At 64.9% G+C, this 26,320-nt stretch carries 27 protein-coding genes; 17 read left to right on the top strand and 10 right to left on the bottom strand.

Annotation, left to right across the window (positions count from 1 at the left end; all coding sequences use genetic code 11):
• Positions 1–12 precede the first annotated feature (12 nt).
• Positions 13–1,710 carry an NAD+ synthase gene (locus NWF24_RS17205; RefSeq protein ID WP_258355217.1) on the top strand — a complete coding sequence of 566 codons (1,698 nt, stop codon included), beginning with the start codon at positions 13–15 and terminating at the stop codon, positions 1,708–1,710.
• A complete protein-coding gene (locus tag NWF24_RS17200; RefSeq protein WP_258355216.1) occupies positions 1,707–2,045 on the top strand; it encodes a P-II family nitrogen regulator in 339 nt (112 codons plus the stop codon). The genes NWF24_RS17205 and NWF24_RS17200 overlap by 4 nt, the downstream gene beginning before the upstream one ends.
• A gap of 39 nt (positions 2,046–2,084) precedes the next feature.
• Here the strand turns inward: NWF24_RS17200 and NWF24_RS17195 are convergent, their stop codons facing one another.
• From NWF24_RS17195 to NWF24_RS17170, 6 genes are read right to left on the bottom strand one after another with little or no spacing between them, the layout of a single operon-like run.
• Positions 2,085–2,675, bottom strand: a complete 591-nt coding sequence (locus NWF24_RS17195; protein ID WP_258355215.1) for an LOG family protein — start codon at positions 2,673–2,675, stop codon at positions 2,085–2,087.
• A 31-nt stretch (positions 2,676–2,706) separates the two neighbouring features.
• Positions 2,707–3,114, bottom strand: a complete 408-nt coding sequence (locus tag NWF24_RS17190) for a diacylglycerol kinase (protein WP_093054413.1) — start codon at positions 3,112–3,114, stop codon at positions 2,707–2,709.
• Entirely contained in the window at positions 3,111–3,677 is a 567-nt protein-coding gene (locus NWF24_RS17185; RefSeq protein ID WP_258355214.1) for an RDD family protein, read from the bottom strand. The genes NWF24_RS17190 and NWF24_RS17185 overlap by 4 nt, the downstream gene beginning before the upstream one ends.
• Positions 3,678–3,690: 13 nt before the next feature.
• Positions 3,691–4,497 (bottom strand): DUF3106 domain-containing protein, encoded by an 807-nt coding sequence (locus NWF24_RS17180; RefSeq protein ID WP_258355213.1) that lies wholly within the window; start codon positions 4,495–4,497, stop codon positions 3,691–3,693.
• A 57-nt stretch (positions 4,498–4,554) separates the two neighbouring features.
• Positions 4,555–4,980: a DUF3619 family protein gene (locus NWF24_RS17175; protein WP_258355212.1), complete on the bottom strand. Its 426-nt coding sequence runs from the start codon at positions 4,978–4,980 to the stop codon at positions 4,555–4,557.
• On the bottom strand, positions 4,977–5,543 hold the full coding sequence (locus tag NWF24_RS17170) for an RNA polymerase sigma factor (protein ID WP_258355211.1): 567 nt from the start codon (positions 5,541–5,543) through the stop codon (positions 4,977–4,979). The genes NWF24_RS17175 and NWF24_RS17170 overlap by 4 nt, the downstream gene beginning before the upstream one ends.
• 282 nt (positions 5,544–5,825) lie before the next feature.
• Between NWF24_RS17170 and NWF24_RS17165 the strand changes: the two genes are divergently transcribed.
• The 8 genes from NWF24_RS17165 to NWF24_RS17130 all read left to right on the top strand — a co-directional run bounded on the left by NWF24_RS17165 (position 5,826) and on the right by NWF24_RS17130 (position 15,429).
• The gene (locus NWF24_RS17165; protein ID WP_258355210.1) at positions 5,826–7,610 is read left to right on the top strand and encodes an acetolactate synthase 3 catalytic subunit; all 1,785 of its coding nucleotides are present in this window, start codon (positions 5,826–5,828) and stop codon (positions 7,608–7,610) included.
• Positions 7,611–7,714: 104 nt separating this feature from the next.
• On the top strand, positions 7,715–8,206 hold the full coding sequence (gene ilvN / locus NWF24_RS17160) for an acetolactate synthase small subunit (protein ID WP_007834236.1): 492 nt from the start codon (positions 7,715–7,717) through the stop codon (positions 8,204–8,206).
• A gap of 53 nt (positions 8,207–8,259) precedes the next feature.
• Positions 8,260–8,520 carry a DUF4282 domain-containing protein gene (locus tag NWF24_RS17155; protein WP_093054426.1) on the top strand — a complete coding sequence of 87 codons (261 nt, stop codon included), beginning with the start codon at positions 8,260–8,262 and terminating at the stop codon, positions 8,518–8,520.
• A 50-nt stretch (positions 8,521–8,570) separates the two neighbouring features.
• Positions 8,571–9,587, top strand: a complete 1,017-nt coding sequence (ilvC, locus tag NWF24_RS17150) for a ketol-acid reductoisomerase (protein ID WP_093054428.1) — start codon at positions 8,571–8,573, stop codon at positions 9,585–9,587.
• Positions 9,588–9,770: 183 nt separating this feature from the next.
• The gene (gene pssA / locus NWF24_RS17145) at positions 9,771–10,595 is read left to right on the top strand and encodes a CDP-diacylglycerol--serine O-phosphatidyltransferase (RefSeq protein WP_093054430.1); all 825 of its coding nucleotides are present in this window, start codon (positions 9,771–9,773) and stop codon (positions 10,593–10,595) included.
• Between the two features lie 187 nt (positions 10,596–10,782).
• The gene (leuA, locus tag NWF24_RS17140) at positions 10,783–12,486 is read left to right on the top strand and encodes a 2-isopropylmalate synthase (RefSeq protein ID WP_258355209.1); all 1,704 of its coding nucleotides are present in this window, start codon (positions 10,783–10,785) and stop codon (positions 12,484–12,486) included.
• Positions 12,487–12,543: 57 nt separating this feature from the next.
• Positions 12,544–14,082 (top strand): 2-isopropylmalate synthase, encoded by a 1,539-nt coding sequence (locus NWF24_RS17135; RefSeq protein WP_258355208.1) that lies wholly within the window; start codon positions 12,544–12,546, stop codon positions 14,080–14,082.
• Positions 14,083–14,199: 117 nt separating this feature from the next.
• A complete protein-coding gene (locus NWF24_RS17130) occupies positions 14,200–15,429 on the top strand; it encodes a serine hydrolase (protein WP_093054434.1) in 1,230 nt (409 codons plus the stop codon).
• 72 nt (positions 15,430–15,501) lie between these two features.
• Here the strand turns inward: NWF24_RS17130 and NWF24_RS17125 are convergent, their stop codons facing one another.
• From NWF24_RS17125 to aat, 3 genes are read right to left on the bottom strand one after another with little or no spacing between them, the layout of a single operon-like run.
• The gene (locus NWF24_RS17125; RefSeq protein WP_093054436.1) at positions 15,502–16,329 is read right to left on the bottom strand and encodes an IclR family transcriptional regulator; all 828 of its coding nucleotides are present in this window, start codon (positions 16,327–16,329) and stop codon (positions 15,502–15,504) included.
• 30 nt (positions 16,330–16,359) lie between these two features.
• Positions 16,360–17,109, bottom strand: coding sequence for an arginyltransferase (locus NWF24_RS17120; RefSeq protein ID WP_258355207.1), 750 nt, complete (start codon positions 17,107–17,109; stop codon positions 16,360–16,362).
• Positions 17,106–17,861 (bottom strand): leucyl/phenylalanyl-tRNA--protein transferase, encoded by a 756-nt coding sequence (gene aat / locus NWF24_RS17115; RefSeq protein WP_258355206.1) that lies wholly within the window; start codon positions 17,859–17,861, stop codon positions 17,106–17,108. The genes NWF24_RS17120 and aat overlap by 4 nt, the downstream gene beginning before the upstream one ends.
• Positions 17,862–18,068: 207 nt before the next feature.
• Here aat and NWF24_RS17110 point away from each other — a divergent pair, with 207 nt between their 5' ends.
• From NWF24_RS17110 to NWF24_RS17095, 4 genes are read left to right on the top strand one after another with little or no spacing between them, the layout of a single operon-like run.
• Positions 18,069–20,399 (top strand): xanthine dehydrogenase family protein molybdopterin-binding subunit, encoded by a 2,331-nt coding sequence (locus NWF24_RS17110; RefSeq protein WP_258355205.1) that lies wholly within the window; start codon positions 18,069–18,071, stop codon positions 20,397–20,399.
• 34 nt (positions 20,400–20,433) lie between these two features.
• Positions 20,434–21,348: an AraC family transcriptional regulator gene (locus NWF24_RS17105; protein WP_258355204.1), complete on the top strand. Its 915-nt coding sequence runs from the start codon at positions 20,434–20,436 to the stop codon at positions 21,346–21,348.
• Positions 21,327–21,686 (top strand): VOC family protein, encoded by a 360-nt coding sequence (locus NWF24_RS17100; RefSeq protein ID WP_258355203.1) that lies wholly within the window; start codon positions 21,327–21,329, stop codon positions 21,684–21,686. The genes NWF24_RS17105 and NWF24_RS17100 overlap by 22 nt, the downstream gene beginning before the upstream one ends.
• A 13-nt stretch (positions 21,687–21,699) precedes the next feature.
• A complete protein-coding gene (locus tag NWF24_RS17095; RefSeq protein WP_258355202.1) occupies positions 21,700–22,116 on the top strand; it encodes an SRPBCC family protein in 417 nt (138 codons plus the stop codon).
• On the opposite strand, the gene pobA is transcribed toward NWF24_RS17095, so the two are convergent.
• On the bottom strand, positions 22,113–23,294 hold the full coding sequence (gene pobA, locus NWF24_RS17090) for a 4-hydroxybenzoate 3-monooxygenase (protein WP_258355201.1): 1,182 nt from the start codon (positions 23,292–23,294) through the stop codon (positions 22,113–22,115). The genes NWF24_RS17095 and pobA overlap by 4 nt on opposite strands.
• Positions 23,295–23,435: 141 nt before the next feature.
• On the opposite strand from pobA, the gene NWF24_RS17085 reads away from it, so the two are divergent.
• The 3 genes from NWF24_RS17085 to NWF24_RS17075 are packed head-to-tail and all read left to right on the top strand — an operon-like array spanning position 23,436 to position 26,242.
• Positions 23,436–24,206: an IclR family transcriptional regulator domain-containing protein gene (locus NWF24_RS17085; RefSeq protein ID WP_093054457.1), complete on the top strand. Its 771-nt coding sequence runs from the start codon at positions 23,436–23,438 to the stop codon at positions 24,204–24,206.
• A 51-nt stretch (positions 24,207–24,257) separates the two neighbouring features.
• Entirely contained in the window at positions 24,258–24,917 is a 660-nt protein-coding gene (locus NWF24_RS17080; RefSeq protein WP_093054459.1) for a response regulator, read from the top strand.
• Positions 24,914–26,242: an ATP-binding protein gene (locus NWF24_RS17075; protein WP_258355200.1), complete on the top strand. Its 1,329-nt coding sequence runs from the start codon at positions 24,914–24,916 to the stop codon at positions 26,240–26,242. The genes NWF24_RS17080 and NWF24_RS17075 overlap by 4 nt, the downstream gene beginning before the upstream one ends.
• The last annotated feature ends 78 nt before the right edge of the window (positions 26,243–26,320 follow it).

The raw sequence follows: 26,320 nt of genomic DNA, 5'->3' as shown, positions 1-26,320 counted from the left end.
TCTTCCTTCTGTATGACGCTCAAGCTCGCCATCGCGCAACTCAATTTTGTGGTGGGCGACCTCGCCGGCAATGCGAAAAAGATCGTCGACGCCGCGCGCGATGCCCATGCGAAGGGCGCGCGCCTCTTGTTGACGCCCGAACTCTCGATTGCCGGCTACGCGGCAGAGGACCTGTTCCTCCGTCCCGCCTTCACCGAAGCCTGTGATGATGCCGTGAAAGGCATAGCCGCCGCTCTGGCCGATCTCAAAGACATGGTGGTGGTGGTGGGGCATCCGACCGGCGGCAGCCTGCGCAGCCGCTCGGTGGCCGTGCAGATGCGCCACAACGCGGCCAGCGTCATCAAGGAAGGCCGCATCCTCGAAACGTATGCCAAGCGCGAACTGCCCAACTACCAGGTGTTCGACGAGCGCCGCTACTTCACGCCGGGGCAGGGTACCTGCGTGTTCGAGGCGGGCGGTGTCTCGGTCGGCCTGCTGATCTGCGAAGACGCCTGGTTCGACCAGCCAGCTGAACTGGCGCGCGAAGGCGGCGCCGAGGTGCTGGCGGTGATCAATGCGTCGCCATATCACGTGGGCAAGGAAGGCGAGCGCGTCGCGCGCATGGCCGACCGGGCGCGCGCCGTGGGGCTGCCGCTCGTGTATGCACACCTGGTCGGCGGGCAGGACGAGGTGGTGTTCGACGGCGCTTCGTTCGCATTGCAGGCCGATGGCGGGGCTGCCATGCAGGCCGAGAGCTTCCGGGAAAAGCTGGTCTTTGCGCAGCTGGAGCGTACGCCGCAGGGTGGGGTGGGCTTCGTGGCGGAGCCGGCGGCCATCGCACCGCCGCGAGACGCTGAGGCACAGCTCTGGGACGCCCTTGTGCTCGGCGTGCGCGACTACATCGGTAAGAACGGTTTTCCGGGCGCCATCCTGGGGCTTTCGGGCGGCATCGACTCCGCATTGGTGCTTGCCATCGCGGTCGATGCACTGGGCAAGGACAAGGTCCGTGCGGTGATGATGCCTTCGCCTTACACCGCCGACATCAGCTGGATCGATGCGCGCGACATGGCCAGCCGCCTGGGCGTGCGCTATGACGAAATTTCCATCAAGCACACCTTCGAGTCCTTCAAGGGCGCGCTGGCCGAAGAATTCAAGGGCCTGCCCGAGGACACGGCCGAGGAAAACATCCAGGCCCGCATCCGCGGCACGCTGCTGATGGGGCTTTCGAACAAGTTCGGCGCCATCGTGCTCACCACGGGCAACAAGAGCGAAATGGCCACCGGCTACTGCACGCTGTACGGCGACATGGCGGGCGGCTTCGCGGTCATCAAGGACCTGCTCAAGACCACGGTGTTCGCGCTGGCGCGCTGGCGAAATGCCCACGATCCGTACGGCACGGGCACCGAGCCGATCCCCGAGCGGATCATCACGCGCCCCCCCAGCGCCGAACTTCGGCCCGATCAGACCGATCAAGACAGCCTCCCGCCCTACGACATCCTCGATGGAATCCTGGCACGCTACATGCAGGACGACGAAGGCATCGACGAGATCATTGCCGCGGGTTACGACCGCGCGGTGGTCGAGCGGGTTGCGCGGCTCATCAGGATCAACGAATACAAGCGGCGCCAGGCGCCGGTAGGCATCCGGGTCACCCATCGAAGCTTTGGCAAGGATTGGCGTTACCCTATCACCAGCAAATTCAACGAAACCGCCGGAGCACGAAAACCATGAAGCAGATCACCGCCATCGTCAAACCCTTCAAGCTCGAGGACGTGCGCGAGGCCTTGGCCGAAGTGGGCGTCACCGGCCTGACCGTTACCGAAGTCAAGGGCTTCGGCCGCCAGAAGGGGCACACCGAGCTCTACCGCGGCGCCGAATACGTGGTCGACTTCCTGCCCAAGATGAAGGTCGAAGTGGTCGTCAACGAGGGTGATGTGGAGCGCTGTATCGAAGCCATCGTCAGCTCCGCGCGCACCGGGAAGATCGGCGACGGGAAGATTTTTGTCACCGGCGTGGAGCGCATCGTGCGCATCCGTACGGGTGAGGAAAACGAAAACGCTGTTTAAAGCAAGAAAGCCCCGGCGACGGGGCTTTCGACATGGTCGTCAGAGGTTTTCCGACAGCCTGTCTTCGCGTGGATGGAGCGGCACTTCGGCGCGCAATGCCGTGAGCAGCTCAGGCACATTGGTGCCGGTGCGGATCAGGCTCATCTGCCATTCGCCCATGAAGCCCTCGCGCACGCTGTGCGCCAGGAAGCCGAGCAGGCCGTCGTAGTAGCCGGCGGTGTTGAGGATGCCGGTGGGCTTGTCGTGGTAGCCGAGCTGGCGCCAGGTCCAGATCTCGAACAATTCCTCGAAGGTGCCAATGCCGCCCGCAAGGGCGACGAAGGCATCGGCGCGCTCGCCCATCATGGCCTTGCGCTCGTGCATGGTGTCGACCACGTGCAGCTCGTCGCACAGCGGGTTGGCCAATTCCTTGTCGACCAATGCCTTAGGGATGATGCCGACCACGCGGCCGCCAGCGAGGCGGGTGGCTTCGGCCACCGTGCCCATCAGGCCGGTGCGACCGCCGCCGTAGACAAGTTGGCCGCCGTGCTGGCCGATCCATTGGCCGACGGCTTGCGCGGCTTGGGAAAACTCGGGGCGCTCGCCGGGGCGCGAGCCGCAATACACACAGATCGAAAATTCAGGATTCATCCTGCCATCATGCCGCAGCCCGCGGGCCTTCTCATGACACGAAGCGTTGCCACAACGCCGCCGCCCAGATACCGCCGCACAGCGTGAGCGACAGCAGCACCGCGGCGCTGCCCATGTCCTTGGCGCGCTTGGAGAGGTCGTGCCACTCGGGGCCGATGCGGTCGATGGCGGCTTCCACCGCTGTGTTGAGCAGCTCGACGATCATCACCAGGATGGCGCTGCCCGCGAGCAGCGCCACCTCGACCCAGCTGCGCCCGAGCCAGAAGGAGGCCGGAATCATCACGATCGACATGATGGCTTCCTGGCGGAAGGCGGGCTCGCTCCAGCCGGCGTGCAGGCCGTGCAGAGAGATCAGCGTGGCATGCCAGACGCGTTCGAAGCCCTTGCGGGCTTTTTGCGGATTGACAGCGGGATCGGGAAGCTTGGGCAAGGCACTCATTGGCGACTCATCGGTTTGGAGGTGATGAGCCGTGTACCGGCCCAGGCGTCGTGCCAGAACTGGCGCTCGGGGTGAAAACGAGCCAGCAGGGCCCAGACTGCGACCCAGCCGAAGATCAGGACGGTCGATTCGCCGCCCGACAGCTTGAAGGGAGCAATGGCGGCCAGCGGCGGCAGGAACCAGACCCAGCTCAGCAGATAGCGCGCCAACGCGCGGCGTTGGCTGATGGGCTGGTTGTGCACGTCGACGATGCGGATGTTCCAAGTTTTCATGGCGAGGGTCTGACCCTTGGTCCAGAACCAGACGAAGTACACGCCGAACACCACGAAAAGAAAAGCCTGAAATAGATGGCGGCGCGAATCCATGGCGTCGCGCATCTGGCCCAACGTGCTGAAGAGCCAGCCCGAAACGAACACCACCGCGAACAGCAGCATGCCCTCGTAGAGCCAGCAGGCCATACGGCGCCAGAGGCCGGGCACTATCGAAACAGGAGCGCTGGATGCAGAAGGGATCGGCGAGGCGGGCTGATCTGGGCCCGAAGCCTCGGGAGAACTGGAAACCATCGAAGCCTTGGGATCAGGGGGCAGGGGAGGATGGCTCGGCTGCCGACGACGGCGCGGGCACCTGGGCTTCGGCCGGGACCGGTGGAGAAGCGATGCTGGACGGGGCAGGCGCGGCGGGGAGGATGGAAACCGCCGGTGTCGCCGCTGCAGGTATGCGCTCCGGCGGCGACGCCACCATGATCGTGGCCGGTGTGGCAGTGGGGGCGGGCGGCGGGGCCAGCAGAATTCTGGGCGTGTGCTGCACGCCGGGGGTGACGGCCGGCACCGGCACGAGCTTCTGGGACGAGACTGGCCGCACGGGAATGGCGGCGCCGCGTGGCTTGGGTGGGGCGCGTTCCGCGAGCTTGCGCTTTTCTTCCTCGCTCAAGGCCTGGTACTGCTCCCATTTGACCTTGCGCTCGTCAGCCGGAATGCGCTTGACCTCGGCAAAGTTCAGGCGGGCCTGGGCGCGCTGCTGATTGCTCAGGGCGGTCCATTCGATCATGCGACTGTGCAGGGTGGCCTGTTCGTCCGCCGACATGCTCGCGAAGTTGCGCGACAGGGCCAGCCATTTCTTCTTTTGCCCGACGTTCAGCGTATTCCAGTGAGCGTTCAGCGGCTTCAGGGCTTGCTGCTGCTCGGCTGTGAGTTCGCTCCAGAGAGGCTTGGTCGTCGAGATGGCCTTGGGGCTGGTGGCCGAAGCGGAGCTTGCCGAAGCCGGGCCTGCCGCGGCTTTGATCGCTGCTTCGGAAGGAGGCTGAGCGCAGGCGAGCGTCAGGCTAAAGGCTGCGACTGCAAGCGCACCTGCCCAAACGACTGCGCCCGCCGGGAGCGGGCGCAACGGGCGGGGGGTGTTTGCGCTGGAGGTGGAGCGGCGTCGCATTCGGTCGATGAAAAATCAGTCGGAGGCGTTGTCGGCCTTCAGGAATTGGGCAAAACCGGGGTCGGTATAGGCGGCGGGCGGCAGGTCGCCTGTCAGCAGCGCGGAATCCACTTCGGCCAACTCGCTGGCGCGGTCGTCGTCCTGCATCACGCTGATGGTGATCAGGCCAGCCACGAGCGCAATCAACGGCACCACGGAGCCGATGCGGGTCCACCAGCTTCCACCCAGCGTGAGCGCATGGCCCGACTGCACCACCACGGGCGCAGTCCGCAGCTGCGGGGGCTGCTTGCGCGCGGCCACGGCCTGCGCGCGCGCCACGCGCAGCCGCTCGCCGATGTCGTGCGGCAGCTCTCGGTTACCAGCCGAAAGGCGGGCAACCAGACGCTGGCCGAACTGGTCTTCGGCGATGGTGGATGTTGAGGTTGGAACCTTAGTGTTCATAGCGATATTCCCTTGGCCTTGAGCGCCTTGCTCAGAGCGTGAACGGCTCGCGAGCAATGGGTTTTGACGCTGCCCTCGGAGCAGCCCATCGCAGCGGCCGTCTCTGCGACGTCCATTTCCTCCCAGTAACGCATCAGGAAAGCCTCGCGTTGACGGCCCGGCAGTGCTGCGATCTGTTCCTCGATCTCGTGGAAGATCTGGGCGCGGCGGGTCGTGTCTTCGGCGCTCTCCGATTCCCTAGAGTCGGTCGGCGAGACGAAGTTCTCCAGCAAGTCGAAATCTCCGTCGTCGTCGACCGAGTCGAAATCGCTGAGGTTGGAGAAAAGGGCGCGCCGGGTCTTCTGGCGGCGGAACCAGTCGAGCGTGCAGTTCGACAGGATGCGCTGAAACAGCATCGGCAACTCGGCCGCGGGCTTGTCGCCGTAGTGCTGCGCCAGCTTCATCATGCTGTCCTGCACGATATCGAGGGCCGCTTCTTCATCCCGCACGTGGTAGACCGAGCGCTTGAAAGCGCGTCGTTCAACGCTTTTCAGGAAGTCGGAGAGTTCTTGTTCAGTGGCCAAGCGAGAGGGGGCGCGCAGGGCGCGCCGCGTGGGGAAGAGGGTCTAGCGATCGCGTATGTTTACCGCCGCGGATTATGCCTTTGTAGCTTTACAAGGCAGCTGAAGCGAATCTGAACGCCCGGAAATGTCATAATCCGCCCTGCAAGTCAAAAGGCAAACGGGTCACGGTCCGGCGGAACATCAGTCCGCTCATGGCTTTGGCCTCAAGTCCTGGCGCGACCTCACAAGGGTTGGCAAGGGGCACCCAAGGTATTTCGTTCCCGAAATAAACAAAGGTTGATCATGGAAATCTCCAAGGCGGAAATCATTTCCGCAGCAGCCGCGTCCTCAGGCGCAGGCAACCCGACGCAAGAACTCATGGGCGCTGAAGTGCTGGTCAAGGCACTGCAGGCCGAAGGCGTCCAGTACGTCTGGGGCTACCCCGGCGGCGCGGTTCTCTACATCTACGACGCGTTCTACAAGCAGGACACCATCCAGCACGTGCTGGTGCGTCACGAGCAGGCCGCTGTTCACGCAGCCGACGGCTATGCGCGCGCCACCGGCGAAGTCGGCGTGGCACTGGTCACTTCCGGTCCAGGCCTGACCAATGCGGTCACCGGCATCGCAACGGCGTACATGGACTCCATCCCGATGGTGATCATCTCGGGCCAGGTGCCAACGGCTGCCATCGGTCTCGACGCCTTCCAGGAATGCGACACGGTCGGCATCACCCGCCCCATCGTCAAGCACAACTTCCTCGTCAAGGATCCGAAGGATCTGGCCATGACGATGAAGAAGGCCTTCCACATTGCACGCAGCGGCCGGCCGGGCCCCGTGGTGGTGGACGTGCCCAAGGACGTTTCGTTCAAGAAAGTCCCTTACACGGGCTATCCCGACAAGGTCGAGATGCGCTCGTACAACCCGGTGCGCAAGGGCCACGGCGGCCAGATCCGCAAGGCGCTGCAACTGTTGCTGGCTGCTAAGCGCCCCTACATCTACACCGGCGGCGGCGTGCTGCTGGGCAACGCCTGCAACGAACTGCGCACGCTGGTCGACATGCTCGGCTACCCGGTCACCAACACGCTGATGGGCCTGGGCGCCTATCCGGCGAGCGACCGCAAGTTCCTGGGCATGCTGGGCATGCACGGCACCATCGAAGCCAACAACGCGATGCAGAACTGCGATGTGCTGCTGGCCGTGGGTGCGCGCTTCGACGACCGCGTGATCGGCAATCCCAAGCACTTCGCGCAGAACGAACGCAAGATCATCCACATCGATATCGATCCGTCGAGCATCTCCAAGCGTGTGAAGGTCGACATTCCGATCGTCGGCGACGTGAAGGACGTGCTCACCGAACTGATCTCGATGATCCGCGAGAGCACCACCAAGCCCGACGCTGGCGCGCTGGCCGACTGGTGGAAGACCATCGAGGCCTGGCGCTCGCGCGATTGCCTGAAGTACGACCGCGGCAACAAGGACGTGATCAAGCCGCAGTACGTGGTCGAGACCCTCTGGAACATGACCAAGGACGCTGACGCGTACATCACGTCGGACGTGGGTCAGCACCAGATGTGGGCTGCGCAGTACTACCGCTTCGACGAGCCGCGTCGCTGGATCAATTCAGGCGGCCTGGGCACCATGGGCGTGGGCATTCCCTACGCCATGGGCATCAAGCTCGCGAAGCCCGATTCGGAAGTGTTCACCATCACCGGCGAAGGCTCGGTGCAGATGTGCATCCAGGAACTGTCCACCTGCCTGCAATACAACACGCCGATCAAGATCTGCTCGCTCAACAACCGCTACCTGGGCATGGTGCGCCAGTGGCAGGAGATCGAATACTCCGGCCGCTACAGCCATAGCTACATGGATGCACTGCCCAACTTCGTGAAGCTCGCCGAGGCCTATGGCCACGTCGGTATGCTGATCGAGCGTCCACAAGACGTGGAGCCCGCGCTGCGCGAAGCACGCAAGCTCAAGGACCGCACGGTGTTCATGGACTTCCGCACCGACCCCACCGAAAACGTGTTCCCGATGGTGAAGGCCGGCATGGGCATCACCGAAATGCTGTTGGGTTCCGAAGATCTCTGATCCGCGGAACATTCGCTCAACTCTTTACTGACGAATCTATTGCCCGCCGAGCCCACGCATTACCGTGCGTGGGGGAGGGCGGCGAAAAGAGGAGTCACGCAAACATGAAACACATCATTGCAGTGCTGCTGGAAAACGAGCCGGGTGCTCTTTCCCGCGTGGTGGGTCTGTTCTCGGCCCGTGGCTACAACATCGAATCGCTCACGGTGGCGCCCACGGAGGACGCAAGCCTCTCGCGCATGACCATCGTCACCACCGGTTCAGACGACGTGATCGAGCAGATCACCAAGCATCTGAACCGCCTGATCGAAGTGGTGAAGGTCGTCGACCTGACCGAAGGCGCCTATACCGAGCGCGAGCTCATGATGGTGAAGGTGCGCGCGGTCGGCAAGGAGCGCGAGGAGATGATGCGCATGGCGGAAATCTTCCGCGGCCGCATCATCGACGTGACCGACAAGAGCTACACCATTGAACTCACTGGCGACCACGGCAAGAACGACGCTTTTCTTGAAGCGATCGAACGTAGCGCTATCCTCGAGACAGTCCGCACCGGTGCCAGCGGCATCGGGCGCGGCGAGCGCATCCTGCGCGTGTAGGAGGGTGAAAGCGCCCTCAGTTCATACGTTCATCCACACATGAGGCAAGAGTGATGCGAGGTCTGCTCGGTTTCGACAAGATGGTGACTCCGGCGATCGTCCGGGGGCTCTACTTTCTCGGCCTGCTGGGTGTGATCGTCCTTGCGGTGGCGGCGCTGTACCAGCGTCAGTACCTGCCGGCTTTCACGGTCCTGATCTTCGGCACCATCGGCGTTCGCATCTACAGCGAATTGCTCATCGTACTGTTCCGCATCCACGACAGCCTCGTGTCCATCAACCAGCAAATGAAGGACCGGAATTCCTCCGGCCTCTGAGTGAAATGCATCCCGCTACGGGTGCTCGAGATTTTTTAGGAGAGATACACATGAAGGTTTACTACGACAAAGACGCGGACCTGAGCCTCATCAAGGGCAAGACGGTGGCAATCATCGGTTACGGCTCGCAAGGTCATGCGCACGCGCAGAACCTGAACGACAGCGGCGTCAAGGTCGTGGTCGGCCTGCGCAAGGGTGGCGCTTCGTGGCCCAAGGTCGAGAAGGCCGGCCTGAAGGTCGCTGAAGTCGCCGATGCCGTGAAGGCCGCCGACGTCGTGATGATCCTGCTGCCCGACGAGCAGATCGCCAACGTCTACAAGAACGACGTCGCGCCGAACATCAAGGAAGGCGCTTCGCTGGTCTTCGCGCACGGCTTCAACGTGCACTACGGCTTCGTCCAGCCCCGCGCCGACCTCGACGTGTGGATGGTCGCTCCCAAGGCCCCGGGCCACACCGTGCGCAGCACGTACACCCAGGGTGGCGGCGTGCCCCACCTCGTGGCCGTGCACCAGGACAAGACCGGCAAGGCGCGTGACCTCGCGCTGAGCTACGCCACCGCTAACGGCGGCGGCAAGGCCGGCATCATCGAGACCAACTTCCGCGAAGAAACCGAGACCGACCTGTTCGGCGAACAAGCGGTTCTGTGCGGCGGCACGGTCGAGCTGATCAAGGCTGGTTTCGAAACGCTGGTGGAAGCCGGCTACGCGCCCGAAATGGCGTACTTCGAATGCCTGCACGAGCTCAAGCTGATCGTCGACCTGATCTATGAAGGCGGCATCGCCAACATGAACTACTCGATCTCGAACAACGCCGAATACGGCGAGTACGTCACCGGCCCGCGCGTCGTGACCGAAGAGACCAAGAAGGTCATGAAGCAAGTGCTGAAGGACATCCAGACCGGTGAATACGCCAAGAGCTTCGTGCTGGAAAACGCTGCCGGCGCTCCCACGCTGATCAGCCGCCGCCGCCTGAACTCCGAGCACCAGATCGAAGTCGTCGGCGAAAAGCTGCGCGCGATGATGCCCTGGATCAAGAAGAACAAGCTGGTCGACCAGACCCGCAACTGATCTGCGAGCCAGGAGGGTGCTTCGGCACCCGTTTCCCAAGGGCCACCCGTTGCGGTGGCCCTTTTGTTTGACGGGGGCGACGCAGCCCCTGAACTACACTGCGAGCCATGCGATTCAAAGATCAAGATGCTATCGAATGGATAGCTGCTCGCGCAGTGCCCATGAGGGACGGAGGCAAATTCAATGCATGACGACACGCTCCCCGACGATGTGCAGCCGCGCAAACGCCGCAAAGGCATCTACATCCTGCCGAACCTGTTCACGCTGGCGGCGTTGTTCGGCGGGTTCTATTCGGTCGTGATGGCCATGAACGCGCGCTTCGACCTCGCGGCGCTCGGTGTGTTCGCCGCGATGGTGCTCGACAGCCTGGATGGGCGCGTGGCCCGCATGACGAATACGCAGAGCGCGTTCGGCGAGCAGATGGATTCGCTGTCCGACATGGTGTCGTTCGGTGCGGCGCCCGCGCTCATCGCCTACGAATGGTCGCTCAAGGGCCTGGGCCGCTGGGGCTGGATTGCGGCCTTCGTGTACTGCGCCTGCGCGGCGCTGCGGCTCGCGCGCTTCAACGTCAACACCGGCGTGGTCGACAAGCGCTGGTTCCAGGGCCTGCCGTCGCCCGCGGCCGCTGCGCTCGTGGCGGGTTTCATCTGGCTCGTGAACGAATGGGGCAAGCGCGGCGGCGAGGTGCTGTATCTCTCGTGGACGCAGATCACCTGGGTCACTTTCGGCTTCACGCTGTACGCGGGCCTGACGATGGTCACCAACGCGCCGTTCTACAGCTTCAAGGACATTCAGATGAAGAAGAGCGTGCCCTTCGCGGTGATCGTGCTGATCGCGCTGGGCATTGCCGTCATCAACATCCATCCGCCGACCGTGCTGTTCAGCCTGTTCGTCATCTACGGCCTGAGCGGCTACGTGGTCTATGCATGGCGCAAGGCCAAGGGGCAGCCGGTCAGTGTGATCAGCACCTCGACGGAAGAGCCCGACGAACGGGGTTTGCACAACTGACCCGGTGGCTTGTGCTACATTCGCAACCCTCATGACCAAGATTTCGCTGCTGGCTCTACTAGCCCTCCCTCACGGGCGGAGACGGTAGCGCACGCGCAAATCCCTCACCACGGCCCGTTCGCACCAGCAACGGGCCGTTTGTTTTTGGGGTTGCTGGTTGATCACCAACCATCTCAGAGAAATCGACATGCTCAAGCAACCTCAAAGCAAATACCGCGCATTCGCCCCGATCGGCCTCAAGGACCGCACCTGGCCCGATGCCGTGCTGACCAAGGCGCCGATCTGGCTGTCGACCGACCTGCGCGATGGCAATCAGGCGTTGGTCGAGCCCATGGACATCGCGCGCAAGATGCGCATGTTCGAAACCCTCGTGGCCATCGGCTTCAAGGAAATCGAAGTCGGCTTTCCCTCGGCTTCGCAGGTCGAATTCGACTTCGTGCGCAAGCTCATCGAGGAAGACCGCATCCCCGACGACGTGACGATCCAGGTGCTGACGCAGGCGCGCGACCACCTCATTGCGCGCACTTTCGAATCGCTGCAGGGCGCTCCGCGCGCCATCGTGCACCTCTACAACGCCGTCGCGCCCGTGATGCGCCGCGTGGTGCTCAACATGGACGAAGACCAGATCGTCGAACTCGCCAGCAGCCATGCGCGCATGTTCAACGAGTTCGCCGCCAAGCAGCCGAACACGCAGTGGACCTTCCAGTACTCGCCCGAAATGTTCTCGGGCACCGACGTCGTGTTCTCGAAGCGCGTGGTCGATGCAGTGACCGAAGTCTGGGCTCCGACGCCGCAGCGCAAGTGCATCGTCAACCTGCCCACGACGGTCGAGCACTCCACGCCGAACATCTTCGCGGACATGATCGAGTGGATGCATCGCAACCTCGCGCGCCGCGACTCCATCGTGCTGTGCGTGCACCCGCACAACGACCGCGGCACCGGCACCGCCGCTGGCGAGTTGGCCTTGATGGCTGGCGCCGAGCGCATCGAAGGCTGTCTGTTCGGCAATGGCGAGCGCACCGGCAACCTCGACCTCGTGAACGTCGCGCTCAACCTCTACACGCAGGGCGTCTCGCCTGAGCTCGACTTCTCGAACATCGACGAGATCCGCGCCACGGTCGAGCATTGCAACCAGATCCCGGTACATCCACGCCATCCGTATGTGGGCGACCTCGTCTACACCTCGTTCTCGGGCTCGCACCAGGACGCGATCAAGAAGGCCTTCGCCGCGCGCAAGGAAGGCGACATCTGGGACATGCCCTACCTTCCCATCGACCCGAAGGACGTGGGCCGCAGCTACGAAGCCGTGATCCGCGTGAACAGCCAGTCCGGCAAGGGCGGCATGGCCTACCTGCTCGAGAGCGAGTACGGCATCGAGATGCCGCGCCGGCTGCAGATGGAATTCATGCAGACCGTGCAACGTGTGATGGACGTCGCTGGCAAGGAGCTCACGGCCGCTGACCTCTGGCAGCTGTTCGTGCGCGAGTACGGCATTGAAACCGCGCAGTCTTTGCAGAACCGCGTGATCGAGGAAGAAGGCGAGGGCGCCAACGCCTCCGTGGTGCTGCGCGGCGATCTGCAGTGGGATGCTGAAGTCCACACCATCGAAGGCCGCGGCAATGGCCCCATCGATGCCTTCACGCAGGCACTGAGCAAGGCCACCGGCCACACGGTGCGCGTGATGGACTACCACCAGCACGCCATTGGCGCCGGTGCCGACGCGAAGTCGGTGGCCTACCTGGAGCTGCGCGTCGATGAAAGCCAGACGCTGTTCGGCGTGGGTATTGATGCGAACGTGATCACGGCGTCGCTGAAAGCGATTGTTTCGGGCGTGCAGCGTGCACGGACCCGGGGCGCGCACGGAGCACAATCGGCGGTTGAAGTCGCCTGACGCTGCCGCGCCGACCTTGGTCGGGTGCGCGTGGGGGATGAACAACGGAGACCCACGATGACCGACCAACTTATTATTTTCGACACCACCCTGCGCGACGGCGAGCAATCGCCCGGCGCCTCGATGACGCGCGACGAGAAGCTGCGCATTGCCAAGCTGCTGGAGCGGCTGAAGGTCGACGTCATCGAGGCCGGCTTTCCCGCCAGCTCGAATGGCGACTTCGAGGCTGTGAAGGCGATTGCCAATGCCATCAAGGACTCGACGGTGTGTGGCCTCTCGCGCGCCAACGACCGCGACATCGCTCGCGCGGCCGAAGCCCTGAAGGGCGCGGCCCGCGGACGCATCCACACCTTCATTGCCACCTCGCCGCTTCACATGGAAAAGAAGCTGCGCATGTCGCCCGACGAGGTGCACGAACAGGCCAAGCTGGCCGTGCGCTTCGCACGCAACCAGATGGCTGATGTGGAGTTCAGCCCCGAAGACGGCTACCGCAGCGACCCGGACTTCCTGTGCCGCGTGCTCGAAACCGTGATCAACGAGGGTGCCACCACCATCAACGTGCCCGACACCGTCGGCTATGCCATTCCCGAGCTCTACGGCAACTTCATCAAGATGCTGCGCGAGCGCATTCCCAACAGCGACAAGGCGATCTGGTCGGTGCATTGCCACAACGACCTCGGCATGGCCGTGGCCAACTCGCTGGCTGGCGTGAAGATCGGCGGCGCGCGCCAGGTCGAATGCACCATCAATGGCCTGGGCGAGCGCGCGGGCAACTGCTCGCTCGAAGAAGTCGTCATGGCGGTGAAGACCCGCAAGGACTACTTCGGGCTCGACCTGAGGATCGACACGCAGCACATCGTGGCCGCGAGCCGCATGGTCAGCCAGACCACCGGTTTCGTGGTGCAGCCCAACAAGGCAGTGGTGGGCGCCAATGCTTTCGCGCATGCCTCGGGCATTCACCAGGACGGCGTGCTCAAGGCGCGCGACACCTACGAGATCATGCGTGCCGAGGATGTGGGCTGGACGGCCAACAAGATCGTGCTGGGCAAGCTCAGCGGTCGCAATGCATTCAAGCAGCGCCTGCAGGAACTGGGCGTGACCATGGCCAGCGAAGGCGACATCAATGCCGCGTTCCTGCGCTTCAAGGAGCTGGCCGACCGCAAGTCCGAAATTTTCGACGAGGACATCCTCGCGCTCGTCAGCGCGGAAGAGGTGTCGAACGTTGGTGAGCAGTTTGCTTTCGTCTCTCTCTCCCAGCACAGCGAAACCGGCGAGCGCCCCCAGGCGAAGGTCGTGTTCACCGTCCAGGGCAAGGAAGTCACCGGTGAATCCGACGGGAATGGCCCGGTTGATGCTTCCCTGAAGGCCATCGAGTCGCATGTAAAAAGCGGCGCCGAGATGGTTCTTTACTCTGTAAATGCCATCAGTGGCTCGACGGAAAGCCAAGGAGAAGTTACAGTCCGGTTACAAAACGCAGGGCGGGTGGTCAACGGTGTGGGTGCAGACCCGGACATCGTGGTTGCTTCGGCAAAGGCTTATTTGAGTGCGCTCAATAGGTTACAGAGTCAAGCTGAGAGAGTTGCAGCACAAGGTTAGGTTTTCAGGCGATCCTTGGTATTCGATTGAAGAAGAGGATGCAAGTAACTGATATTGCGTGCTTTTTTTGATTTGGATACACTGCGGTCCTCGTTTGTCGCCGCTGGAGATTTATTAATGCCCGAAGCCCGTCTACGCCGAGTTTCCAGCCAGCGGTTTCTACCCGCGTTCAAATTCATCGCCGTCGCGCTGTGCGCCACGGCGTTTTTGCTGCCTGGCGCCCAGGCTGCGAAGAAAGAAAAGCCCGCTGCAGCCAAGACCACCGTAGCCAAGAAGGCGAAGGGTCCGGTGCCGGTCGAGGTAAAGCGCAACGCCGCTTCGTCCAAGACCGCGCGTGGCCCCGTGCCCGTTGTTGTCGCCAAGCGTGGTGGCCGTGCCGAGAAGAGTGAGCGCGCCGAGAAGGTCGTTCGCGGTGGCCGCAACGTCGTGGCCACCATCCACAAGAGAAATGGCAAGACCGTGGTGGCCGTGCAGCGCCGCTCGGTGGTTCGCGTCGTAGAGGCGCCCCCCCGTCAGTCCTTTGGCCAGATGGCCGGCCTGCATGGCACGGAAGACGTGCTCGACTTGAAGTCGAGCGTCGCGCTGGTCATCGACCAGGACACCCACGAAGTGCTGTTCAGCAAGAACGACCATGCCGTGCTGCCGATCGCGTCGCTCACCAAGCTCATGACCGGCCTGCTCATCAGCGAAGCCCATCTGCCGAACGACGAGCTCATCACCATCACGCAGGACGACGTCGACACCGAAAAGCGCAGCAGCTCGCGCCTGACGGTTGGCACCACGCTGTCGCGCGGCGAACTGCTGCACCTGGCGCTGATGTCGAGCGAAAACCGCGCCGCGCACGCGCTGGGCCGCACCTACCCAGGTGGCCTGACGACCTTCGTGAGCATCATGAACGCCAAGGCCAAGATGCTTGGCATGAAGGACACGCGCTACGTGGAGCCCACCGGCCTGTCGAGCAGCAATCAGTCGAGCGCGCAAGACCTGGCGCTGCTGGTCAATGCCGCCTATTCCGATGCCACGGTGCGTTCGCTGTCCACATCGCCTGAATACCAGGTCGAAGTCGGCAACCGCGTGCTGCAGTTCAACACCACCAACCGCCTCGTGAAGAGCCCCGATTGGGAAATCGGCGTGCAGAAGACGGGCTACATCTCTGAAGCTGGCCAATGCCTTGTGATGCAGGCGAAGGTCGCCGGGCGCAAGCTGATCATGGTGTTCCTGGATTCGGCCGGCAAGTTCAGCCGCATCGCAGACGCCGAGCGGGTTCGCCGCTGGGTTGAGGCTACGCATTCCGTCGGTTCGCCGGCGGCTTCGTCGCGCAATGCTGCCTATCAGGTCGCAGGCTGATTGGTCAACCGCAGGCTGTAACGAAAACAGGCCCTTCACAGGGCCTGTTTGCTTTTGGGCGTGGGTCCCGGGTCAGGCGCCCGCTGGCGGGGTGCTGCCTGAAGGCGACGGCGTCGCAGCCGTACCGTCCTTGAATCCCAGCGCGCCCGAGATTTCATTGGCCGTGGCCTGCAGCTTGGGCAGCCAGCCCTCGTCCAGCCGGTCGGCCGGTGCGGAGATCGACAGGCCCGCTACCAGCTTGCCCTGGTCGTCGTAGATGCCGGCGGCCATGCAGCGCACGCCCAGCTCCAGCTCCTCGTTATCGCGGGCAATGCCGTACTGGCGCGCCTTCGACAGTTCGCGCTCCAGTGCCGGCAGTTGGGTGATGCTGTTGCGCGTGTGGCCGGCAAGGCCCGTGCGCGTGGCGTAGCTGCGCACGCGCTGCGGATCGTCCGCCGCCAGGAACAGCTTGCCGGTCGAGGTGAGGTGAAGGGCAGCTCGGCCGCCGATGGCGCGCACCACCTGCATGCCTGAGCGTTCGCTATAGGAGCGCTCGATGTACACGATCTCGTCGCCCTGGCGCATGCTCAGGTTGACGGGCTGCTGCGTCAGCTTGTGCAACTCGCGCATCGGGCCCAGGGCGGCGTCGCGCACGTTGAGCCGGCCCTTGACCAGATTGCCCAGTTCCAGCAAACGCATGCCCAGCCGATAGCTGCCGGCTTCGGGCCGGTCGACGAAACGGCCGACCGCCAGGTCGTTGAGGATGCGGTGCGTGGTCGACGGGTGCAGCCCGGTTTTTTCGCTGATCTCCTTCAGCGAAATGGCCTCCTCGCGGGATGCCAGGACATCGATCAGCGCGAACATGCGCTCGATCACCTGGATCACGGGAACGGCGGGAATGTCGGATTGGTTTTTTCTCATGGCGCTTTGCGGTGATGACCGGGCGCCATTTTACCTTGTGAAATTGCTCGGCGCCTGCCAATGTCCATCCACCAACACTTCGTGCGGGGAGAAGCGCGCCTTGTAGTTCATCTTCGGGCTATGCTCGATCCAGTACCCGAGGTAGACGTGCGGCAGCCCCAGCTTGCGGGCCTGTTCGATCTGCCAGAGCACGCTGTAAGTACCGTAGCCCGCGCTGGTCTCGGGTTCGTAGAAGGTGTAGACGGCCGAGATGCCGTCGTTCAGCACATCGAGGATCGACACCATCTTGAGCGCACCGGCGCTGCCGTCGGGCAGCGTTTCGCGAAACTCCACCAGCCGCGAGTTGACCCGGCTCTGCAGCAGGAACTGCGTGTACTGGTCGATGCTGTCGTGATCCATGCCGCCGCCCGCATGGCGACCGTTCTGGTAGCGCAGGTAGAGCTGGTAGTGCTCGGGCATGAAGCACAGCTTGAGCACGCGGGCTTGCAGGTCGGCATGCTGCTTCACCGCACGCCGCTGGCTTCGCGTGGGACGGAAGTCGTTGGCCAGCACGCGCAGCGGGATGCATGCGCGGCAACCGTCGCAATAGGGCCGGTAGGTGAACATGCCGCTGCGCCGGAAGCCGCTGAGCACCAGGTCGGAATAAGCGTCGTTGTGGATCAGGTGGCTGGGCGTGGCCACTTGCGAGCGGGCCTGCCGGTCCGGCAGATAGCTGCAGGGGTAGGGCGCCGTCGCGTAGAACTGCAGCGTGTGAAGCGGGAGGTCCTTGAGGTGCGTCACGTCGGGGAAAGAGGTCGCGCGGAAAGGAGTTCAGACCAGTATACGGGGTCGAATCGCCACCGTGGGCCCTCTTGTTGTCGCGCCCTGGCCACGTGCGCGACGAAGCGCCTGCGCGCCATCTCGTGGGCGCCGAGGCTCGCGAGGTGGGCGGTGTTCTGCTGGCAGTCGATCATCTGGACGCCGGAATGCCGGCACAGCGACACCAGCGCGGCCAGCGCAATCTTCGAAGCGTCCGGCCGGCGGGTGAACATCGACTCGCCGAACACCGCGCAGCCCAGCGAAACGCAGTAGAGCCCGCCCGCGAGTTCGCCGTCGATCCAGGTTTCGACGCTGTGGGCGTGGCCGGCGCGGTGCAAATTCGTATAGGCCTTCACCATGTCTGGCACGATCCACGTGCCCGACTGGCCCACGCGCGGCGAGCCCGAACAGGCCTTGATGACGGCCGCGAAATCGTGGTCGATGCGCACCTCGCAGCCCGGCGTCTGCGCGAAGCGCGTGAGGGTCTTGCGAAGCGAGCGGTGCAGCTTGAACTGCGCCACCTGCAGCACCATGCGAGGGTCCGGGCTCCACCAGAGGATCGGCTGGTCTTCACTGAACCACGGGAAGACGCAGTTGCCGTAGGCCTGCATCAAAGTATCGACATCGAGTGCGCCGCCGGCCGCCAGCAAGCCGGGGACGGGGTCGGTCACGCCCCAGGCCGATGCAGGATCGGGCAGAGCATCTCCGGGTTCGAGCCAGGGCAGTTGTCGCATGGGCGTAGGTATACACGGCTTCGCAAATTCCAATCCAGTTGGGCGAAAATCGCACACTGCCGACACCGCCACAAGGGTTCGGCTCACACACCACGGCACCACAAAACCCGCCGGAAACCCTATAGTGCGCAGCTTGCATTCGCAGACCCACGCAAATCAGGCAGGCCCGCACATACGCCGGGGATGAGCACAAGAGGACCACGTACGTTGACCACTGAACCCAATCCCACGCGCTTCGGCAGCGGCCAGGCGGTACGCCGCCTCGAAGACGAAAGCCTGCTGTCAGGCGCCGGCCGCTACACCGACGACGTTACGCTTCCCGATCAGGCGCATCTCGTTTTCCTCCGATCCTCCTACCCGCACGCACGCATCGTCTCGATCGACACCAGTGCCGCCGCCGCCATGCCCGGCGTACTGCGTGTGATCACGGGCGCGGAAATGGCCGAGGCTGGCGTCAAGCCCATGCCGGGCGCCGCGGGCTTCAAGCGTGCGGACGGCAGCGACAGCGCCAGCCCGCCACGCTACGCCATCGCGCACGAGCGCACGCGCTTCGTAGGCGAGGCGGTGGCCGCCGTGGTGGCCGACACAGTGCAGCAGGCACGCGATGCGGCCGAAGCCATCGTGGTCGACTACGAAGATCTGCCCATGGTCGTCGACCTCACAAGCGCCACCGCCGATGGCGCGCCGCAGTTGTGCGAAGAGGCCTCCGGCAACGTAGCCGCCGAAATGCGCCACGGCAGCAGCGAGGCCGCGATCGCCGCCTTCGCCAAGGCCAGCCACGTCGTTGCGCTCGACGTGAACAACCAGCGCGTGGTCGCTCTCACGATCGAGCCGCGCTCCGTGCTTGCGGTGCGCGACGGCGAAACTGGCCGCCTCATGATCCGCATGAGCACGCAGATGCCCTCCGGCGTTCGCGATTCCGTCTGCGCCGCCATCGGCCTTGCCAAGGAAAAGGTGCGCGTGGTGGTGGGTGACGTCGGTGGAGGCTTCGGCATGAAGACCGGCGCCTATCCCGAAGACATCGCCGTCGCCTTCGCCGCGCTGCAAGTCAGCCGACCGGTGAAGTGGGTGGCCGACCGCAGCGAGGAATTTCTTTCGAGTGCGCACGGCCGCGACATCGAGGCGCGCGCCGAAATGGCGCTCGACGCCAGCGGCAAGATCCTGGCCCTGCGCATCAAGACCCTCGCCAACGTCGGCGCGTACGCCACCGGCACCGGCGTCGCGATCCAGCTGCTGATTGGCCCTTGGGTGCAGACCAGCGTCTACGACATCCAGACCATCGACTTCCATTTCAAGGCGGTGCTCACCAACACCGCGCCCACCGGCGCCTACCGCGGCGCTGGCCGCCCCGAGGCCATCTTCACCATCGAGCGGCTGATGGACGAGGCCGCGCGCCAGACCGGCATCGACCGCATCGTGCTGCGCCGCCGCAACTTCATCCGCCCCGAGCAGATGCCGTACAAGAACCCGATGGCGCAGACCTACGACACCGGCAACTTCGAGTCGGTGATGGACCAGGCGCTGACGCTCGCCGACTGGCAGGGCTTCGAGACCCGCGCGGCCGAGTCGGCCAGCAAGGGCAAGCACCGCGGCCTGGGCATTGCCACGTTTCTCGAATGGACCGGCGGCAACGTGTTCGAAGAGCGCGTCACGGTCTCGGTGCAGGCAGATGGCGTGATCGAGGTGTTCTCCGCCGTCAATGCCATGGGGCAGGGCATTGCGACCTCGCTGGCTCAGTTGGCGGTCGATGCCTTCGGCGTGCCCATCGAGAAGGTGCGTGTTGTGCTCGGCGACACCGACCGCGGCGACGGCTTCGGCAGCGCCGGTTCGCGCTCGCTGTTCACCGGCGGCTCGGCCGTGCGCATCGGCGCCGAGCGCACCATCGACAAGGCGCGCGAACTGGCCGCGCAGGAGTTCGAAGCTTCCATCGACGACATCGTCTACAGCCGCGGCATCTTCAACGTGGCCGGCACCGACCTCGAACTCGACCTCTTCGCGCTCGCCGCCAAGCAGCCCGAGCGAGAAATCTTCGTCGACTCCACCAGCACCGTGGCCGGTCCGACCTGGCCCAATGGCTGCCACATCTGCGAGATCGAGATCGATCCGCCCACCGGCGAAATCAGTGTGGTGGCCTACAGCTCGGTCAACGACGTGGGCCGCGTCATCAACCCGATGATCGTGCGCGGCCAGCTCGAAGGCGGCGCGGTGCAGGGCATCGGGCAGGCGCTTTACGAGCAGGTGGTGTACGACCACGAAACCGGCCAGCCCGTCACCGGCAGCCTGATGGACTACGCGGCCCCGCGTGCCGACATCGTCGACACCATGTTCAACATGGAGATGGACGAATCGACGCCTTGCAAGAACAACCCGCTGGGCGTGAAGGGCGTGGGCGAGCTCGGCACCATCGGCGCCACGCCGGCCATCGTGAATGCGGTGGCCGACGCCTTCGCGCGCAACGGCCTCGCCACGCGCGCACCGCGCCTGCACATGCCGCTGAGCCCTGCGCGCGTGTGGCAGGCCATGCAAACGGTCGATTGAGCAATCGTTTCCGTGGGACAGAAAGGCGCCGTCCATGCTCGTCACCACCGAACTGCAGACCGACCCGATCCGCGTCTCCAGCTACCGCTGCGACGCGGGTCCCGACGCGCAGCCCTTCACCGAGCTGCACGAAGGCTATTCGGTCTCGTACGTGCGCAAGGGCAGCTTCGGCTACCGCACGCGGGGCCATGCCTACGAGTTGGTCGCCGGTTCGGTGTTGGTCGGTTGCCCGGGCGACGAATACGTCTGCACGCACGACCACCATGTCTGCGGCGACGAGTGCCTGGCTTTTCACCTGTCGCCGGGCTTCGTCGACCTGATCGGCGGTGACCGGAAGACCTGGCGCACCGGCGGCCTGCCGCCCCTGGCCGAGCTCGTGGTCATCGGCGAGCTCGCGCAGGCCGCGGCCGATGGGCAGAGCGACGTGGGCCTGGACGAACTGGGCATGTGGTTCGCGAGCCGTTTCGTTGAAGTCGTGTCCGATCAGACCAAGCCCAAGACAGCACCTGTCGCTGTGCCACGCGACCGCCGCCGCGCGGTCGATGCCGCGATGTGGATCGACGCCCACTCGCAGCACGACATCGGCCTCGACGGCGCGGCTGCCGAGGCCGGCCTGAGTTCCTTCCATTTCCTGCGGCTGTTCTCGCAGGTGCTGGGCGTCACGCCGCACCAGTACCTCGTGCGCTCGCGCCTTCGGCATGCCGCGCGCCTGCTGGCCGACGACGACAGCCGGCCCGTGACCGAGGTCGCGCTCGACGTGGGCTTTGCCGACCTCAGCAACTTCGTGCGCACCTTCCACCGCGCAGCCGGCGTGTCGCCCGGCAGCTTCCGCAAGGCGGCCCAGGGCGACCGCAAGATTTTCCAAGACCGCATTGCCGCGCTCTTCCATGATGACCGCCTGATCCATCCATCGAGCAGGAAGCCATCATGTACGACCACATCGGACTGAAAGTCAAAGACCTCGCCGCGAGCCGCCGCTTCTACGAAGCCGCGCTCGCACCGCTCGGCCACGTGCCGGGCCCGCACGACGACAGCTATGCCGGCATCGGCCCGGCCGACGAGCCCGCGCTGTGGCTCTATGCGGCCAAGGGAGCGAAAGGGCCCGGCACCCATATCGCCTTCCGCGCGTCGAACCACGAGGCCGTGGCGGCCTTTCACAAGGCCGGCCTGAAGGCGGGCGGCACCGACAACGGCGGCGCAGGCCCGCGACCCGACTACAGCCCGACCTACTACGCGGCCTTTCTCATCGACCCCGACGGCAACAACGTCGAAGCTGTCTGCCCCTGAAGCGAGGTTCGCCATGGCCACGGTTTACAAGGAATTCATCGTCGAGGCGGATGCAGCCCATGTGTGGGATGCGTTGCGCGACTTCAGCGCAGTGCATACGCGGCTGGCGCCGGGCTTTCTCACCGGCTGCATGATCGATGCCGAGGGTGCCCGCAACCTCACTTTCGCCAACGGGCTTGTCGCGCGCGAGGTGCTGGTAGGCATCGACGATGCTCATCGCCGGTTGGCCTATACCGTCACCGGCGGGCAGGCCGCGCATCACCACGCAACGGCGCAGGTGTTCGAGGAAGGCGCGGGCCGTTCGCGCTTCGTCTGGATCACCGACGTGCTGCCCGACGCCATGGCGGCCTATATCGGGCCGATGATGGAGCAGGGCGGGGCGGCCATGAAGGCCACGCTCGAAGGGCGCACCGTTTCGGCGGCCGCCTAGAAGTCTTCCAGCGGCAGGCCGACGTAGTTCTCCGCCAGCGCGGTGGAGGCAGCGGTCGAATGCACCAGGTAGTCGAGCTCGGCCTCCTGGATCTTCTGGCCGAAGGCGCCCGTTTCCGGAAAGCGGTGCATCAGCGAGGTGAACCACCACGAGAAGCGCTCGGCCTTCCAGACGCGGCGCAGGCACAGGTCGGAGTAGCGGTCCAGCGCTGAGGCTGATTTCTCGCTGTAGAAGATCTCGAAAGCGCGCGAGAGATAACCTACGTCGGCAGTCGCCAGATTCAGCCCCTTGGCACCGGTAGGCGGCACGATGTGCGCCGCGTCACCTGCCAGGAACAGCGAGCCGAAGCGCATCGGCTCGGCGACGAAGCTGCGCAGTGGCGCAATGCTCTTTTCGAGCGAAGGTCCCGTCACCAGCCGTTCGCGTGCTTCGGGGTCGAGGCGCGCGCGCAGTTCGTTCCAGAAGGCCTCGTCGCTCCAGTTTTCCACGCGCTCTTCAGTTGGCACTTGCACGTAGTAGCGGCTGCGCGTGGCACTGCGCATGCTGCACAGCGCGAAGCCGCGTTCGGTATTCGCGTAGATCAGCTCGTGCGACACCGGCGGCACGTCGGCCAGCACACCGAGCCAGCCGAAGGGGTAGACCTTCTCGTAGGTGTGGATCGCATCGGCCGGCACGCTCGCGCGACTCACGCCGTGGTAGCCGTCGCAGCCGGCGATGAAGTCGCATTCGATCTCGTGCGTCTGGCCGTCCTTCTCGTAGCGCACGCGCGGCTTGCCCGAATCGAAGTCGTGCAGGCTGACGTTCGCCGCGCTGTAGATGGTGGTGAGCCCCTCGGCCGTGCGCGCTTCCATCAGGTCGCGCGTCACCTCGGTCTGGCCGTACACCGTCACCTGCTTGCCGCCCGTGAGGCCGTGCATGTCGATGCGATGGCGTGCGCCTTTGAACAGCAGTTCGATGCCTTCGTGCGGCAGCCCCTCGGCCTTGGCGCGGGCGTCAACGCCGGCGCGCGCCAGCAGGTCCATCGTGACCTGTTCCAGCACGCCGGCGCGAATGCGGCCCAGCACGTAGTCGCCGCTCTGGCGTTCGACGATGACGTTGTCGATGCCAGCCTTGTGCAGAAGCTGCCCGAGCAGTAGGCCGGCGGGGCCGGCGCCGATGATCGCGACCTGGGTGCGCATGTTCGTGTCTCCGAGAGGGTTTCGTGGAGCGTAGGGCGCATGCGGGCGTCTGTGGCGGACGCTCGCGAGGCTCTGTGCGATCATGCGAACGCGTGCGCGATGATCGCGCAACACTTCGACCGGACGACGAACCACCGACGCATGACCATCGCCAAAGCCGACTTCATCGAGGGCATCGCCAAGGGAATGGCGGTGCTCGAAAGCTTCGATACCGAGCGCCAGCGCCTCAATGCCACGCTGGCCGCCGAGCGCGCCGGCCTCACGCGCGCCGCGGCTCGCCGGCATCTGCTGACGCTGGCCCACCTGGGCTACCTGGAAACCGACGGCAGCTATTTCTGGATGGCGCCGAAGGTGCTGCGCTTCTCGGGTAGCTATCTCGCATCGTCGCGTCTGCCGCGCGCGCTGCAGCCTACGCTGAACCGGCTCGCGGCGCAGACCGGCGAGTCGTTCTCGGCGGTGGTGCTCGACGGAGAAGAGGTGGTCATCGTCGCTCGCAGCGGCAGTTACGGCACGCCGACGCGCGTGCTGGCCTATGGCCTGCACCTCGGTGCACGGCTGCCTGCGCATGCCACCTCCACCGGCCGTGTTCTGCTGGCGGCGCTGGCGCCGACCCAGTTCACGCAGTGGCTCAAGGGCCGTCACCTCGCGCGGCTCACGCCCAACACGGTGACGCAGGCACGCGGCCTGCGGCAGCTGATTGCCCGCGCGCGCAAGGACGACTATTGTTTTGCCAGCGAGGAACACGAGCTCGGCGTGCAGGCGCTGGCGGTGCCGCTGCGCGACATGCAGGGCCACACGGTGGCCGCGCTCAATGTGGTGCTGTCGGGCACGCGCTATCAGGAAGAGACCCTGCAGCGGGACATGCTGCCGCTGCTCTTCGAGGCCGCGCGTGAAGTGCGTTCGTTGCTCTGATCTGAACTTTGGCCGTGGCCCGCGCCTCGAACCCCCGAAACGGACACAACCATGCGACTCCTCCTTCTAGAAGACGACGTGATGATCGGCGAGGCTGTACTCGACCTGCTGCGCGCTGAGCAGTACGCAGTGGACTGGGTAAAAGACGGCGAAGCCGCCGAATCGGCCTTGCGCACCCAGCAATACGACCTCGTGATGCTCGACCTTGGCGTGCCGCGGCGCGACGGCCTCGAAGTGCTGCGCAACCTGCGCGCACGCAAGCAGCGCATGCCGGTGCTGATTGCCACCGCGCGCGACTCGGTGCAACAACGCATCGAAGGCCTCGATGCCGGCGCTGACGACTACGTGCTCAAGCCCTATGACCTCGACGAACTGCTGGCCCGCATCCGCGCCTTGCTGCGCCGGGCGGCAGGGCGCGCCGAGCCGGTGTACGAGCACATGGGCGTGAGCATCAACCCGGCCACGCGCGAGGTCACGGTGGCCGGCCAGCCGGTGGTGCTGTCGGCACGCGAATGGGCCGTGCTGGAGCCCTTGCTCGCGCGGCCCGGCATGGTGCTGTCGCGCGCCCAGCTCGAGGAAAAGCTCTACAGCTGGAAGGACGAGATCAGCAGCAATGCGGTCGAGGTCTATGTGCACGGCCTGCGCAAGAAGCTCGGCGCCGAACTCATTCGCAATGTGCGAGGCGTCGGCTACATGGTGCCGAAGGTATGAAGAGGGCGCTGACCGGATCGCTGCGCGCGCGGCTGCTGTGGTTCCTGCTGGCGGCCATCGTGCTCGCCGCGGGCGCGCAGGCGCTGGTGGCCTACCGCACCGTGCTCGCCGAGGCGGACGACATCTTCGACTACCACATGCAGCAGATGGCGCTCTCGTTGCGTGCGGGCCTTCCGCCAAGTGCGGCGGTCGGCGGCATCGGCACGGGGGAACAGAACTTCGATTTCGTCGTGCAGGTGTGGACCGCTGAAGGTGTGCGCATCTTCGAATCCGCCGAAGAGGCCGCGCTGCCGCAACTCGCGGTGCTGGGCTTTGCCGACGTGCACGCGCGCGGCACCACCTACCGCGTGTTCTCGATGCAGACGCGCGGGCTGGTGATCCAGGTAGCGCAAGACATGGCGGCGCGGCGCCACATGGCCGGCACGCTGGCCTTGCGCACCATTGCGCCGGTGGCGCTGATGGCGCCGCTGCTGATGCTGGTCGTGTGGTGGGTCGTGAGTCGGTCGCTTGCCCCCGTGGCGCGCGTGCGCAAACAGGTGGCATCGCGCCAGGCCGACGATCTGTCGCCGGTGAGCGAGGAAAACCTGCCCGAGGAAGTTCGCCCGCTGGTGCAGGAGCTGAACCTGCTCTTCGACCGCGTGCGCCACGCCTTCGATGCGCAGAAGCACTTCGTCGCCGATGCCGCGCACGAGTTGCGCTCGCCGCTGGCCGCGTTGAAGCTGCAGGTGCAGGGCTTGCAGCGCGCGCCTGACGATGCGTCGCGCGACCTCGCCGTGAGCCGCCTGGTGGCGGGCATCGACCGCGCCACCCGGCTGGTCGAGCAGATGCTCGCGCTGGCCCGGCACGAGGCCAGCATGGCGGCCGGCGCCAAGCCCGAGCCGGTCGACCTGTCCGAGGTTGCGCGGCTCGCGGTGTCCGATGCGGTTGCGGCCGCGCAGGCGCGTGGCATCGACATCGGCATCGCGCATGCCGATGCGGCCGTGGTCGATGGTCAGTCAGAGGCCTTGCGCATGCTGCTGCGCAACCTGCTCGAAAACGCGATCAAGTACACGCCCATCGAGGGCCGGGTCGACATCGGCATAGCCCGCCAGGGCGACGCGGCCGAGCTCACCGTGGACGACAGCGGGCCGGGCCTGCCGCCCGACGAACGCGAGCGCGTGCTCGACCGTTTCTATCGCTCGGGCGAAACGCAGGCACCCGGCAGCGGCCTGGGCCTGGCCATCGTCAAGTCGATTGCCGACCTGCACGGGGCGACGGTAGCGCTCGACCAGTCGCCCAGCCTCGGGGGCCTGCGCGTGCTCGTGCGCTTTCCGGCGCGTGCCTGAGCTTCCTTTGCAGGGGCCGCGCCGTTTAAGCGGCGCTTAAGTCAGACCGACGACATTCCTTTCATCGTTTTGGCGCCC

It is taken from the genome of Variovorax paradoxus, assembly GCF_024734665.1.
In the GTDB taxonomy this organism is placed as follows: domain Bacteria; phylum Pseudomonadota; class Gammaproteobacteria; order Burkholderiales; family Burkholderiaceae_C; genus Variovorax.
Note: the sequence above shows the minus strand (reverse complement) of the source record. Positions and strands in the feature narration are given on the sequence as shown.

Excerpts from the sequence above, each read along its gene's own strand:
- NWF24_RS17105 (WP_258355204.1), top strand. The coding sequence starts at position 20,434 with ATGCTCGTCACCACCGAACTGCAGACCGACCCGATCCGCGTCTCCAGC.
- NWF24_RS17165 (WP_258355210.1), top strand. The coding sequence starts at position 5,826 with ATGGAAATCTCCAAGGCGGAAATCATTTCCGCAGCAGCCGCGTCCTCA.
- leuA (WP_258355209.1), top strand. The coding sequence starts at position 10,783 with ATGCTCAAGCAACCTCAAAGCAAATACCGCGCATTCGCCCCGATCGGC.
- NWF24_RS17135 (WP_258355208.1), top strand. The coding sequence starts at position 12,544 with ATGACCGACCAACTTATTATTTTCGACACCACCCTGCGCGACGGCGAG.
- pobA (WP_258355201.1), bottom strand. The coding sequence starts at position 23,294 with ATGCGCACCCAGGTCGCGATCATCGGCGCCGGCCCCGCCGGCCTACTG.
- aat (WP_258355206.1), bottom strand. The coding sequence starts at position 17,861 with ATGCGACAACTGCCCTGGCTCGAACCCGGAGATGCTCTGCCCGATCCT.
- pssA (WP_093054430.1), top strand. The coding sequence starts at position 9,771 with ATGCATGACGACACGCTCCCCGACGATGTGCAGCCGCGCAAACGCCGC.
- NWF24_RS17085 (WP_093054457.1), top strand. The coding sequence starts at position 23,436 with ATGACCATCGCCAAAGCCGACTTCATCGAGGGCATCGCCAAGGGAATG.
- NWF24_RS17125 (WP_093054436.1), bottom strand. The coding sequence starts at position 16,329 with ATGAGAAAAAACCAATCCGACATTCCCGCCGTTCCCGTGATCCAGGTG.
- NWF24_RS17100 (WP_258355203.1), top strand. The coding sequence starts at position 21,327 with ATGTACGACCACATCGGACTGAAAGTCAAAGACCTCGCCGCGAGCCGC.
- ilvC (WP_093054428.1), top strand. The coding sequence starts at position 8,571 with ATGAAGGTTTACTACGACAAAGACGCGGACCTGAGCCTCATCAAGGGC.
- NWF24_RS17200 (WP_258355216.1), top strand. The coding sequence starts at position 1,707 with ATGAAGCAGATCACCGCCATCGTCAAACCCTTCAAGCTCGAGGACGTG.
- NWF24_RS17205 (WP_258355217.1), top strand. The coding sequence starts at position 13 with ATGACGCTCAAGCTCGCCATCGCGCAACTCAATTTTGTGGTGGGCGAC.
- NWF24_RS17195 (WP_258355215.1), bottom strand. The coding sequence starts at position 2,675 with ATGAATCCTGAATTTTCGATCTGTGTGTATTGCGGCTCGCGCCCCGGC.
- ilvN (WP_007834236.1), top strand. The coding sequence starts at position 7,715 with ATGAAACACATCATTGCAGTGCTGCTGGAAAACGAGCCGGGTGCTCTT.
- NWF24_RS17155 (WP_093054426.1), top strand. The coding sequence starts at position 8,260 with ATGCGAGGTCTGCTCGGTTTCGACAAGATGGTGACTCCGGCGATCGTC.
- NWF24_RS17185 (WP_258355214.1), bottom strand. The coding sequence starts at position 3,677 with ATGGTTTCCAGTTCTCCCGAGGCTTCGGGCCCAGATCAGCCCGCCTCG.
- NWF24_RS17075 (WP_258355200.1), top strand. The coding sequence starts at position 24,914 with ATGAAGAGGGCGCTGACCGGATCGCTGCGCGCGCGGCTGCTGTGGTTC.
- NWF24_RS17190 (WP_093054413.1), bottom strand. The coding sequence starts at position 3,114 with ATGAGTGCCTTGCCCAAGCTTCCCGATCCCGCTGTCAATCCGCAAAAA.
- NWF24_RS17130 (WP_093054434.1), top strand. The coding sequence starts at position 14,200 with ATGCCCGAAGCCCGTCTACGCCGAGTTTCCAGCCAGCGGTTTCTACCC.
- NWF24_RS17080 (WP_093054459.1), top strand. The coding sequence starts at position 24,258 with ATGCGACTCCTCCTTCTAGAAGACGACGTGATGATCGGCGAGGCTGTA.
- NWF24_RS17175 (WP_258355212.1), bottom strand. The coding sequence starts at position 4,980 with ATGAACACTAAGGTTCCAACCTCAACATCCACCATCGCCGAAGACCAG.
- NWF24_RS17095 (WP_258355202.1), top strand. The coding sequence starts at position 21,700 with ATGGCCACGGTTTACAAGGAATTCATCGTCGAGGCGGATGCAGCCCAT.